Source organism: Saprospiraceae bacterium, from assembly GCA_026129545.1.
Classification (GTDB): domain Bacteria; phylum Bacteroidota; class Bacteroidia; order Chitinophagales; family Saprospiraceae; genus M3007.
In genome coordinates this window covers 791,565-804,040 of record JAHCHX010000002.1, presented here as the reverse complement: position 1 = coordinate 804,040, position 12,476 = coordinate 791,565, and the positions used below count along the sequence as shown (strand labels likewise).

Genomic DNA, 12,476 nt, shown 5'->3' with positions numbered 1-12,476 from the left:
CACACAACCATTCAGCTAACGCAAGGTATGCAAGCAAAAAAATCCTACGGTCAGCACTTTCTTAAACACGATGCCATCGCAGCACGCATCGCCAATAGCCTCCAGCAGGCCACCCGCACGGGGCGTGTGTTGGAGGTCGGCCCTGGCATGGGCATGCTGACCAAACACCTACTGGCCCATTCGGAGTATGTGACTTTTGCGGTGGAGGCCGACCGCGACATGGTGGATTTTTTGCAAAAAAACTACCCGGCACTGGCGGAGCACCTTGTCGCGGCGGATTTTCTCGACGTTGACCTGAAGGCGCTCTTTGGGGACGATGAATTTTGCCTCATCGGGAATTTCCCCTACAACATTTCCTCCCAAATACTTTTCAAAATGCTGGATTGCCGCCACCAAATCCCCGAAATGGTCGGAATGTTCCAGAAAGAAGTGGCCGACCGTGTGGTATCGAAACCCGGCTCAAAGGTGTACGGCATCACGAGTGTGCTGATGCAGGCGTTCTACCGCACGGAGTATCTCTTCACGGTGGAGCGAGGCTCTTTCAACCCGCCTCCGAAGGTGCTGTCGGCGGTGATACGCCTCACCAGAAAAGAGCAGTTTGAATTGGGCTGCGACGAGCATTTGTTCAAAAACATCGTGAAAACGGTGTTCAATCAGCGCCGCAAAATGCTTCGCAACACGCTAAAACCCTTTTTTCAGCAGGAAAAACTGATGAATGATCCTTTTTTTGAAAAACGCCCGGAACAACTGGGTTGGGAGGAATATGTGCGATTGGCAAACGAGATTTCCAACAGCGATTCTTGAATAAAACAACACACATCGAACCGCTTTCTCCTCGGGCAGGCCTGCTTGCCCAGCCTGTTTTTTTCCAAAAAAAATTCATTTTTGAAAAAATCGTTTTTGCCGAGATGTGCGTCGGCGAAAACGCGCGCCACGACGTGGCGGTGCATCTGGGAAAAAAACTGTTTCGCTGCTCCTGCCTTTTTCAGCCCAAACCCTGCATCCACGCGCAGGCGCTCTATCTGCTTTTTGAACGGGAGGGTGAACAAGCCTTCGTGCCCACCGTCCAATTGCCCGAATGGGCAGGCACCTTGCTGGAGGGCGCGACTGCCACCCCGCTCAAAAACGCCGCCGCCGAAGTCTCGGCACACCAGCAGCAACGCCGATTGGAACGCCTCGAACGTGCCGCCAACGGCATGGACGACTTGGAGGCTTGGCTGCTCGACACGGCCCGACGCAGTCTGGCAACGGTGGTGTCAGAGCATCCGCAGTGGTATGAAGGCATCGCCGCACGCATGGCCGATGCTTCCATGACCGGCCTCAGCCGAACCCTGCGCCTGCTTGCTCAGGTGCCCGCGTCAGCGCCTGATTGGGCTGAACAGATGTCTGCAACCTTGGCGAGCTGCTACCTTGCCGTGCGTGCTTTCCGCAATCGGGCAACGATGCCTGAGGCATTGCTCCACGACCTGCAAAATTTCATCGGCATCCACCACAAAAAGGAAGAGGTGCTGGCCAATGGCGAGCGAGTGCACGACGTGTGGGTGGTGCTTGGCCAAGTGGAGGAACCGTTGGAGGAACAACTGATGGAGCGTCGCACTTGGCTGCTGGGAAGCACGACGAAGCGCCACGCCTTGTTGCTTGAGTTTGCGTTTGGCGGCGGTGGTTTTCCCGCTGGCCTTCAGCCGGGCAGCTTTGAGCAGGGCACACTTGCGTTCTACCCTTCTGCCTATCCGCTGCGTGTGTTGGCTGTTGGCGATTTCGTCCGATTGGAAAAAAAGATGGAAACGCTGGCTGGATTCGAGGATTTCGACGCTTTCATGCGGGTCTATGCCGCTGCATTGGCCGCGCAGCCGTGGCTACAGATTTTTCCGGCGGCCTTCAGCGCCGTTGTCGCTTTGAAGCAGGGCGATGCTTTTTTTATCGTTGACAATCGAGGGAAGTTGCTTCGCCTCCAAGTGAAGGGCAACGAGGGCTGGCGGTTGCTCGCGTTGAGCGGCGGGCAAGCTGTGGGGTTGTTTGGCGAATGGAACGGCGCCGCGTTGCGCCCGCTGTGCGCGGTAGCCGAAGGTCGATTCGTAAGGCTGGGCTTGGAGGGATTCAAAAAATGACTTGAACTCGAAAACGGGGTCTCCAATCTATACTTCGCGCCGTCAAGTTTTGGGCATGGCTAAAAGCGCAATCTGGTCAAAATCATGGATATCAATCGTGGTTATCTGACTGAGCCAAGCGAGTCAAGGTATATATAGGCTCATGCCCCTGCCCGACTGTCAGGTTTTCTTTGACAGTCGGGCAGGGGCATGAGCTACACATTCAATCGCTATCAGGCTTTTTCCAGCACTTTTGGCGCTGCATTGAGAATTTCCGCCTTGGCTTGGTCGGCGTATTTCTCAAAGTTTTTCACGAATTCTTCCGCCAATTGGTTGGCTTTCTTGTCGTATTCGCTTTTGCTTGCCCATGTGTTGCGCGGGTTGAGGATTTCGGATGGCACATTCGGGCAGGAGGTGGGCATCATCATGCCGAATATCTCGTGCTTTTCGTAGTGCACGCCGTCGAGGTATCCGTTCAGCGCGGCCGTTATCATGGCGCGGGTGTAGGCGAGTTTGATGCGGTTGCCCTCGCCATAAGCGCCGCCGCTCCAGCCGGTGTTGATGAGCCAGACCTTGGCTTTGCTCTTGCGCAATTTTTTACCCAAAAGGTCGGCGTACTTGGCGGGGTGGAGGGGCAGGAACGGGGCGCCAAAACAGGCGGAGAAGGTTGACTTGGGTTCTTTCACGCCCACCTCTGTGCCTGCCACGCGAGCCGTATAGCCACTGATGAAGTAGTACATGGCCTGTTCCGGCGTGAGGCGGGAGATGGGGGGGAGGATGCCATAAGCGTCGCAAGTGAGGAAGAAGATGTTTTTGGGGTCGCCTTCGGCACGGCTCGGGCTGACGGCATTCTCTATGTGGTGGATGGGGTAGGAGACGCGCGTGTTCTCCGTGATGGTTCGGTCGGCGTAGTCCACTTTGCGTGTTCCCTCGAAGAATTTGACATTTTCAAGGATTGCCCCATGGCGGATGGCGCGGTAGATATCGGGTTCTTTTTCTTCGGTGAGGTCAATTGTTTTGGCATAGCAGCCGCCCTCGAAGTTGAATACCTCGCCATCGGCCCAGGCGTGTTCGTCGTCGCCGATGAGTGGGCGATTGGGGTCGGCGCTGAGGGTTGTCTTGCCGGTGCCGGAGAGGCCGAAGAAGAGTGCTATGTCGCCATCAAGGCCAACGTTGGCGGAGCAGTGCATGGGCAGGGCGTTTTTGGCACGGGTGGGCAGCACAAAGTTGATGACCGAGAAAATGCCTTTTTTGATTTCGCCGGTGTAGCCTGTGCCACCGATGAGCAGGCGGCGTTTTTTCACGTTCACGATGGCGAAATTGTGTTTGCGGGTGCCGTCGCGTTCGGGGTGAGCCTTGAAGCCGGGTACGCAGAGCACCGTCCAGCGGGGGTCGAAAGTGGTGAGTTCCGAGCGTTCGGGGCGCAGGAACATATTGTTGGCGAATTGGTTGCTCCAGGGGTATTCCGTGATTACGCGGATGGGCAGGTGGTAGTCGGGATTGGCGCTTGCGTTGGCACGCACGTCGCGGACATATATTTCTTTCTTCTTGAGATAGTTGCAGCAGCGGCGCCAGAGCGCGTCGAACTTGCGGCTGTCGAAGGGTAGGTTGACTTTGCCCCAGTTTACCTTGTTGGCGGTGATGCTGTCTTTCACGATGAAGCGGTCGTCGGGCGAGCGACCGGTGAATTCGCCGGTATAGATGACAAGGGCACCGCTATCGGCCAGTTGGCCCATTCCCTTGCATATTGAGTGTTCGACGAGTTCTTCGGGGGAGAGATTCCAATAGGCGGCCTTGATGTTTTTGAGGCCGAGTTCTTCCAAGTTGGCTAATGGGTTTTTAAGTCCAAGTTCTTGCATAAAATGTTAGTTTTAAACTGGTTAGGCAATAAGGCCGACAACGCAGCCGCCATGGTTTGCGCCGTTGGTGTAGGGGAAGAGGGAAAGAGGTGGTGGTCGCAAACGGCAGGCAAAAGTAAGGCAGGCCGCTTTGATTCGGATGCGGCAAGCGGAATTTTAGATTTTTTCAAAACCGTCGTGTCAAAATTGGAGCGGCGACATATCGCCTGTGGCGAGCAGGCTGGCCCAAAAGGCTGGGTGCTGCCTTGATTCGTTTGTCGGGTTGGCCAAAAAAGCGAGCTTGGCCTGCTGCAACGCGAGGTCCTTTGCCAGTCCGTCTTTGATGTGGTGGAAAAAGGCATCCACCAACGCAGGCGAGGAGGCCCCGTGCAGTTCCCAGATGCTCATGAGGGTGGCTGGCACGCCTGCCGAGGTGAGGGCGCGGGTGATGCTATACACGCCTTCGCCCTTGTGCAGTTTTCCGTAGCCGGAGTAGCAGGCGTTGAGCACCGCGAGGTCAATGGGCAGGTAAGCGCGTTGTAGTTTGTTGGTGTATAGCACGTTATAGTCCGAGCTGTCTTTTTGTGGGTTGCCGAATATGAGGCGCGACAATTCGGGGTATTCCTCGTTGGCAAACCCGTGCATGGCAAAAAGCAGGATGCGGCATAGGGGCGCAATTTTGAAAAACTGTGTTTCGTTGGCCTCGTCCCCGACGAAGGCCTCGCCACCAAACCGCGCCTTCGCGGTTTTCACGAGTTCTTCCATGCCCGAGATGGTGTTGAGCAGGCTATCGGTCTGGGGGTCGCGTGTGCCCACCTTGTACGTCGGCGCAAAACCTACGCAAGGGGTTCGCTTTATTTGGCTATGTTCGTGTGTGTTGTGCTGCTGGCGCTCGAGCACTGTGGCCGAATAAGCGTAGCTGATGCTGTAATCTTTTATCAGATAGGGCAAGTTGGCCCAATCCGCTGTTGATTTTTTGAGGAGCAATATCTCAAAAGGCAAAAATGCCAACACATCGTCGGGTGCCACCACCAGCGACTTGACGTGCGGGCCAATGTGCGGCTCCATGGGTGCGACCAGCAATTGATACAAATCTGCGGCGGTGTTTTTGAGCCAACGATTGTGCTCGTCCGCCACTCTGCGATTGTTCTTGTATTTGAAATAGTTGGCCAAGCGAGCAATGAAGCCTTGCATGATGGAGTCGCGAAAGCCAAGCGGCAGCGCGGATTTTTCCCATTGGAGCGAGCCTTTGGCATCCACCAAAAAGATATAGGCCGTGCTGTCCGTGAGGAAATAATTGAGCAGGGCTTGGTCGGGTCGGAGGAGGGCGGCGGCTTGGGCGGCTTCGAGTGGTTTCACCTCTTTTAAGAGATTTTCATAGCCGGGTATCTCTTTGGCGAGGCGGCTGCGGAAGACCTCTTGTTGGTTTTTGAGTTGGCCCCATGCGTCGTTCAATCGTTGGAGTTTCGCTTCTTCTTCCTTGCTTATTTCTTTTTGGGCTGTTAGTTCGTCTATTTGGCGCTTGTGCCATTCGGTTTTGATGCGCAGCTCGTATTCAAGTTGGCGAATGCTGTCAGGCAATTGATACGACGTTCTTGCCACCCGCATCGTTTTCAAGAGTAGGTTGTTTCGGGTCAGTTCGCTCAAAAGAAAAGCCCGCTGGGCATAGTTGGGCGCATGGGTGTGCTCATAAAGCCCCCAAGCCAAATCCATCGCCACGTTCGTGCGGGGGCGACTGTTTTCGAGCGCGCGCAGGGAGGATGACTCGTACAGATGGCTTTCCAAAAGTTTTGTTTCCACCAATGGAACAAGCTCATAGCACTGAAGTGCTTCTTCTGGCTTGCCGAGCGCCATAAAGGCTTGGGCTTTGCCCAACTGAACTTTGTAAAGGATATTCTCCGCTTTGAGTTTGGGGCCATCATCGGACGATTTGCTTGCCACCGACTGAATGATTTCAAAGGCGGATTGAAAAGAGGCTATCGCTTCTTCATATCGCCCGCAATTGAGCAGGACGTTGCCTTTCTCTTTGTAAAAAAAAGCCAGCTGGCGTTTCGGCGTTGCACCATACCCATGAGCAACGGCGATAGCCTTATCGTACCAATTTATTGCACCCTCACAATTGTCTTTGCCATTGGCGATGAGCGCGTAATTTTCGCAAATACTATATTGGAATTGTGGTGTCTTTCTTTTCACATCTCTGTCAGAAGAAACCGCAATTTGCGATTCTGCCTCTTTATTCATCTCAGATGCTTCATCGTGCTTTCCTTTTTTCTCCAAGCATTCTGCTAAGGTCAATTTCACAAACACCAGGTCTTCTTCCGACATTCCTTGACGTCCCAAGCCCTCGCGCAACAATTGTTCTGCTTTGTCAAGGCTGTCAATACCCATGTAAAACCCCGCGACATCACTGTATTTGGCGACTTTCGGAGCATTGTGTGTGTGGCTATATTCCAAGCCTTCTTCAAAAAGTCTTTTTGCGCTGTCAAAGTCTTCCAAGCGGACAAAGTTGTTCCCATGCTGGAAGAACAAAAAGCTGGCGATAGCATCCTCGCGTCCGTTGAGGTTGGATATGAATATGTCGTAGGCATTCATCAGAGCTGTTTTCCCCCTCACAAAGTCCTCGATGTATTCTTTGCAAATGAAAAACTCTTCCAAAAAAAGCCCGCATAGGCTCCGATAATCATAAAAACTCTTTGGTTGGCGCCATGCCCTCACTTGCGCCGAGCAGGAATCCAATACTTCCAGCGCTTTGTATGGCTCCTTGTCTTTCAGGCAGATTATTCTGGCCATCTGTGTTTGTGATTGAATCCAAAAAGCCAACAAACCTGTTTGCATGGATTCTTTTTCTATCACTCTTAAAGTATCGAGAGCACGGTCGTAATTTTCGCTGTTTCTTAATTCCGTGTAGATTTTAAAGAGTTGCGCTATCCGCAATGAATCTTGGTTCTGCCCAATCATTTGATTGGGCAGAACCAAGGCAAGCAAGAAAAAAATGACTCGGAAAAGCATAACACGAAGGGGGCTTTTGCTGAGAAGGGCTAAAAAACGCCAGATAACTTCTATCCGATTAACAAACTCAAATGGGCGTATTTTATGCTTAGTGGGATGTTTTAATTGATGTTTCAGGAATGAAAACAGCCCACAAGCCCCTTGACCACACCCCGTCGTCGTCGAAAGTTTGGCCCCATTATCTTCTTCTGTATAGGAGCCACAACACCCATATCAGGAGCAACAGGATGATGATGGAAAGTGCCAAGATGATGTATATGGCGCAGCAGCAGTTGTCTTTGGCAATTGCCTCGCCACAGTTGTAGCCAGTGAGAGGATTCACCGTTCTGCCAGTTAGCGCGTAGTTTTTCCGACAGTCTTGAACCCCCGTCTCCTTAAAGGTCACGCATAGCTCCAACCCTTTGCCTTCAGCCAATTTTTGCACGCCGGCCCAATTGGTTTCCACGGTGAAATACTTGTTGACACAGGTTTCAACTTGCTCCTTCAGACCACTATTTTCAGGAAGAGGCACGCCATCCAAAAACTCATCCCACCGATACGACCAAACATCCCCGACAGCACTTATAGAGGCAGGGGGAAGGGAAACCAGCTTGTCCGTGTTGTCAAACACAGGTTTGCTTATGAATCCCGTATGGTCAATAATGTCAACCCTGAACGAATCCGTGTGCATATATCCTTCATTGCAAACTTCCATTTTGATGCGCACTTTGTAGCGATTGTTGCCAAGCGGGCATATCTGCTCAATGGTCAATCCGTTAGGGTCAATGGCAGCCACCATGGATACATCGGTGGAAGAAATCCCCCTGATGAACTTGCCGCCTCCAAACGATAGATTGTTTGTGCCGAAATAGGATTGCACATCGCTGGCCAGTTGTGCGGCCACGGATGATGGCATACTGCCATCTTGTGCCATGTTGCTCCCTCCTATAGCCAACGACAAGTAGTGCCCAATCGGAAGAGTAGTGTCGCCAGTTGTCACCCATGTAGGGTCCCACATGGTTCTCAACGCGGGAAATATGCGAAACTCGTCAAACGTATTTTGTGCCACCGACCTAAATGCGGCCCTTTTGCCAGTGAAGTCATATTTATCCTTGCCTCCTGCAAAAGCACTCACAGGCACGGGAACGACGATGAAGTTATTGAAACGCCGAGCAAGGAACGACCTTAAGCCACTGTCAATGTGAGTTGGAAGACTGCTGATAGGATACTCCACAAAGCTCAGCCCTGAGGGATAGTAGTTGGGCAAATGGACAAAATGCAGCGAATCGTGGATGCTTCTTGCCCCATAGCTGCCAGACGGGTTTTTCACGCTATTGTAGAAGAAATAAACAGTATCAATCCTGTAATCCTCGCTTCGCCCCGACACGGCAAAAACCGTTGGGTAGTGTGGGCGATTGCGCTCGTGATTGAAAATGTCCATGCTGACAGCGTTGAAAATTCTTCGATGAAAGCTGTCCGCACTGGTCGGCGGCAAGGTTGGCGATGGCAAATCAAATGACCTGAACAAATCTGGTGGCGGGTCGGTATTGCTTTTCTTCTCCACCAATATCACGCCCGGGCCGATGGAGCCAGATTCGGAGCGATACCGATACCCCAGATTGTAAGTACTCACATCGCCCAAAGAATCGCTATCGGGAAAGTAGCGCATATTGCCGTCGCCCAACATCCAAAAGGCCTTGTATCGAGCGCCGGGGTTGATGTTCAAGGTGCCTGCTGTGCCAATGACATCGTAGAGTAGATAGTTGCTGGGCACCAACGGAACGCCCGTGGAAGATGCGCAGCTCGTGATGTCGAAATTGACACTCACGCAAGGCTGCGCAGCCAAGCCAAACAATAATAGGAAGAAAAAAAGGATGGTGGCAAAAAATCTGCGAATAGCTTTCATTTCAAAAATTTTTTTTGGTGAATAAATGTGCCGAGCGGCAAAAATGTGAACAATTTGAAATCAGGTGCGAAAAAAACGTTGTTCCCGCCGATTTTTTGTCATTACCTGTTAACATTTTTTTTCGAGGCCACATTAACCGACAAACAACATCCTACTTTTGCCCCCATTGCAACCGCCTCGGTAATCAAAACCGGTTGACAATCAACAAGCATGGATGTATCTCGAGATAGCACTGGCGATGAGGGCTTCCGTCGCCGGGTCGAGCAGATGTTGGAGCAGGAGTATGCCTCTTGCCGGAAAAAGTTCATTGGCTGGGCCGCCGGATGGGTGAAAACCAACACGGGCAAACGCCTCGACGAGCACGAACTCGTGGACTTGTACCACGATGTCATTCACATCATGCTGCGCAAAATCGCACTTGGCACCATGACTGAGCTAACCGTGGCACCCTCGACTTACTTAATCGCCATCGGGAAGTTTTACATCCCTGCCTGGATACGTCGGCGCAACCGCACCGATTTACCCGGCGACGAGCAACTTCCCCGCAACGAAGGCACCGAACTCAGCCCTGAGGACAAAACAATGCTCGCCGAATTGTGGGAAGAGATAGACGAACTCGACGAACCGGGCCGAACGATTCTCTATCTGACGTTCAAACTCGGCTTGAGCAGCAAGGAAATCGCCGAACTTATGGGGTATGCCAGCGAAGATGTGGTGCGCCAACTTCGCTACCGCGCCATGAAAGAACTGCGATTCTGGCACCAAGTCAATCAAATGAAACAACCATGCCGCACCCTTGTCGTGCTGTCAAAAAAACATCGCCTGAGCGACGAAAAAATAGCCCAAAAAATGAACCTCCCAAACGCCGAAGAAGCCCGGCGCCTTCGAGAGGAATGTATGAAAAACATAAAAAAGTAGCCCTTTTAATCCAACCTTACAATGCTTACTAACGTACTAAAAAACACCGCAAACCCACATTCGCTTCAACTCCGACCGACTTAACCCGCGTTCGGTTGGAACAAAACGCTGTATCATGGAAAATAGATACGAACACTTGTTGGAGGCGTATTTCGCCAATACGCTCAACGAAGCAGAAAAACAAGAAATAAAAATACTGCTCGCCACCGATACCGAATTTGCCGCCGAGTTCGCTTGGCAACAATCACTGGCGCGGAGCATACGCACACAAACCGAAAAAGACCCCTTCGACCAAAAACTCAAAGAACTGGAGCGCCGATTTCGATTCAAAAGACTGATTCTGCAAATCACTGCCATCGCCGCATCCATTGCCCTCATCATCTTCGCCTACCTGTCCATCCCCCCCGTCGCAGAGCCAAACAAAGAACAGGTTTTGCAAAATCAGCAAGAAAGGATGGGAAAAGCCGAAGAGCCGTCCATCCAGCCTGCCCCTAACACAACGACTGCCCCTGACGCAAACCAAGCGCAAGAGCAGGCCGAAAAAGAACGGCAGCAGGCAGAGCGGATGATGCAACAACAACGCAGGCAACAACTCGAAAATGCTCGACAAGACTCCCTGCTTCGGCAAAAAATGGTGGCCAATTTTGAATACTTCGGCAATGAATCGGAGTACAACACCGCTGGCAGCGCATCGGACAGCAAGCAATTGGCGCTCATTGCCTTTGCCATTTACAATGACATACTCAAAGGAGAGGACAAACACAAGGAAGCCGTAGCGGCCTTCAAAAAACTAGTGGCAGTCTCCCCCGACAACTCTGAATTCCAATTCTACTATGGCATAGCGCTGCTCGGCAACAAACAATACAAAGAGGCCATTGAACCATTCGACAAGGTATCAAGAGATGATAACACCAATGAAAACTATCAGACAAACGCCTTTTACTACCTCGGCATGGCTCATGCCGGCACCGGCAACTACTCAAAGGCACGCGCCGCTTTTCAGAAGTATCTTGACATGGGGGGCGCAAACAAGCGTTTCGGCAAAAAGGCGAGCGCGATGATAGAGCAGTTGCCCGATAAATAGCCTACAATGGCCGAACGATTCGGTTGCTGACGATTATAGTTAACGCAAATCAGCCCCGTCCGCCTCCTCACTTGCCGGGCAAGCCCCTGAGTACAGGGTCTGACAAGGTGGCTTTGAACGAACGGCGCTCGCAATCCTTTGAAAATCATACAAATCAATCAAGGAAGTCCCCGTCCTGCCAACGGGCAGGTTCAAATCCTCTTTAATCCGGGTATAAAGCCGAGTGGAGGATTCGATTGAACCCCGCATTCGATAGTTGACCGTCGTAGAAAAAACAATCCTCCGCTGGCACAGGCTGGCGGAGGATTGTTCTTTTGTGTATGCCATAAGACGTAAAAACCACACGCAGCAAAAAACTATCGCGGAATGCCATTGCGCACGCCCTCTCGGAAAACCATTCCGGGTTCCCGTTGCGACAATTGCTATTCGCGCCAACAAAAAAAGCCTTCCCGAGGGGTATCGGAAAGGCTTGAGTCACAAATGGCATGGGATGTTTTCAAAGGTCGCGCGTCGTACTCGCCGAGGAAGCCAAACTGAGGCAATTCCGACTTCCCGGCGAGCATCAACGTTCGAGGTGTGTTCCCAAATGATAAGAAGGAGTGTTTCGCATTTGGTCAGGGCCTTAGCCGTCTTTGTGGAGTTACACAGGGTGAACTACCAATCGCGGGTCTATTAGCCGCTAACGTTTCATTCCTTTTTCGTGAGGTTACTAAGCATTTATGTCTCAAGCCGCGACTTCGTGAACAACCCATTTCGTTTTTTTTACGAAAAAAATAAAAAAGGCCGCGAGGGAATGTTCCCAATGCGGCCTTTTTTGTTGAAAATCAAGGCTTTGAAACAAATTTTTACAGCTCAAAGTTCGGCGAAAGTTCCTCGATGTTTTTTTCGTAAAAACGATTGATGTATTGTGTCACCTCCTCTGGGTCGTCGGTGATGAGGAAGAGGTCGAGGTCTTCGGCGTTGATGTTGTGGTGGCGTTCGAGCATCACCTCCACCATCCAGTTTCTCAGCCCTTCCCAAAATTCCTTGCCGACGAGCACAATCGGCACCGGCGATATTTTTTTTGTTTGCACAAGCGTCAGCACCTCGAAGAGCTCGTCCAAGGTGCCAAACCCGCCGGGCATCACCACGAACCCCTGCGCGTATTTGACAAACATCACCTTGCGCACAAAGAAGTAGCGGTGCTTGAGGTTTTTGTCCGGTGCGATAAAAGTGTTGTGGTTTTGCTCGAACGGCAGGTCAATGTTCAGCCCGACGGAGGGGCCGCCTTTCATCCACGCCCCTTTGTTGCCAGCCTCCATGATGCCCGGGCCGCCGCCAGTGATAATGCCATAGCCCTCCTCTGTCAGGCGAGCGGCCACTCTCACCGCCAGTTCGTAATAAGGCGTGCCGGGTTTGGTGCGTGCCGAGCCAAATATCGAGATGCAGGGGCCGATTTTGTTGAGCGTTTCGAAGCCGTCCACAAACTCGGCCATGACTTTGAACATCGTCCAAGCGTTTTCGCCGCGCAGGCTTTTCCATTCTTTCATGACGCGGGCAGGGGGTTGGCCGTTTTCCGGCGTTTTCAAGGCAGCGCCATTCGCTTCTTTTTCGTGATTATCCATAATGCACAGTATTAAAAGGTGAGGATAAAAAAGCCTTCCCGAACGAGTCGG

The 12,476-nt window shown here is 51.9% G+C and carries 8 protein-coding genes; 4 read left to right on the top strand and 4 right to left on the bottom strand.

Annotation, left to right across the window (positions count from 1 at the left end; all coding sequences use genetic code 11):
* Positions 1–27: 27 nt before the first annotated feature.
* Positions 28–804 (top strand): 16S rRNA (adenine(1518)-N(6)/adenine(1519)-N(6))-dimethyltransferase RsmA, encoded by a 777-nt coding sequence (gene rsmA / locus KIS77_17685; GenBank protein MCW5924158.1) that lies wholly within the window; start codon positions 28–30, stop codon positions 802–804.
* Complete coding sequence (locus KIS77_17680; protein MCW5924157.1) at positions 801–2,108, top strand: hypothetical protein; 1,308 nt, start codon at positions 801–803, stop codon at positions 2,106–2,108. The genes rsmA and KIS77_17680 overlap by 4 nt, the downstream gene beginning before the upstream one ends.
* Before the next feature lie 212 nt (positions 2,109–2,320).
* Here the strand turns inward: KIS77_17680 and pckA are convergent, their stop codons facing one another.
* The 3 genes from pckA to KIS77_17665 form a co-directional block, all read right to left on the bottom strand.
* Positions 2,321–3,946, bottom strand: a complete 1,626-nt coding sequence (gene pckA, locus KIS77_17675; protein ID MCW5924156.1) for a phosphoenolpyruvate carboxykinase (ATP) — start codon at positions 3,944–3,946, stop codon at positions 2,321–2,323.
* 180 nt (positions 3,947–4,126) lie between these two features.
* Positions 4,127–6,715, bottom strand: a complete 2,589-nt coding sequence (locus KIS77_17670) for a CHAT domain-containing protein (GenBank protein ID MCW5924155.1) — start codon at positions 6,713–6,715, stop codon at positions 4,127–4,129.
* Positions 6,716–7,112: 397 nt separating this feature from the next.
* Entirely contained in the window at positions 7,113–8,819 is a 1,707-nt protein-coding gene (locus tag KIS77_17665; GenBank protein MCW5924154.1) for a hypothetical protein, read from the bottom strand.
* Between the two features lie 210 nt (positions 8,820–9,029).
* Here KIS77_17665 and KIS77_17660 point away from each other — a divergent pair, with 210 nt between their 5' ends.
* Both KIS77_17660 and KIS77_17655 read left to right on the top strand, forming a co-directional pair.
* The gene (locus KIS77_17660; protein ID MCW5924153.1) at positions 9,030–9,737 is read left to right on the top strand and encodes a sigma-70 family RNA polymerase sigma factor; all 708 of its coding nucleotides are present in this window, start codon (positions 9,030–9,032) and stop codon (positions 9,735–9,737) included.
* A gap of 115 nt (positions 9,738–9,852) precedes the next feature.
* Positions 9,853–10,821 (top strand): tetratricopeptide repeat protein, encoded by a 969-nt coding sequence (locus tag KIS77_17655; GenBank protein ID MCW5924152.1) that lies wholly within the window; start codon positions 9,853–9,855, stop codon positions 10,819–10,821.
* Positions 10,822–11,666: 845 nt separating this feature from the next.
* Here KIS77_17655 and KIS77_17650 read toward each other — a convergent pair.
* Complete coding sequence (locus tag KIS77_17650; GenBank protein ID MCW5924151.1) at positions 11,667–12,350, bottom strand: TIGR00730 family Rossman fold protein; 684 nt, start codon at positions 12,348–12,350, stop codon at positions 11,667–11,669.
* Between the last annotated feature and the right edge of the window lie 126 nt (positions 12,351–12,476).

Bases quoted from the DNA above. Each gene is read 5' to 3' on its own strand.
- rsmA (MCW5924158.1), top strand. From the start codon at position 28: ATGCAAGCAAAAAAATCCTACGGTCAGCACTTTCTTAAACACGATGCC.
- pckA (MCW5924156.1), bottom strand. From the start codon at position 3,946: ATGCAAGAACTTGGACTTAAAAACCCATTAGCCAACTTGGAAGAACTC.
- KIS77_17670 (MCW5924155.1), bottom strand. From the start codon at position 6,715: ATGGCCAGAATAATCTGCCTGAAAGACAAGGAGCCATACAAAGCGCTG.
- KIS77_17665 (MCW5924154.1), bottom strand. From the start codon at position 8,819: ATGAAAGCTATTCGCAGATTTTTTGCCACCATCCTTTTTTTCTTCCTA.
- KIS77_17660 (MCW5924153.1), top strand. From the start codon at position 9,030: ATGGATGTATCTCGAGATAGCACTGGCGATGAGGGCTTCCGTCGCCGG.
- KIS77_17655 (MCW5924152.1), top strand. From the start codon at position 9,853: ATGGAAAATAGATACGAACACTTGTTGGAGGCGTATTTCGCCAATACG.
- KIS77_17650 (MCW5924151.1), bottom strand. From the start codon at position 12,350: ATGAAAGAATGGAAAAGCCTGCGCGGCGAAAACGCTTGGACGATGTTC.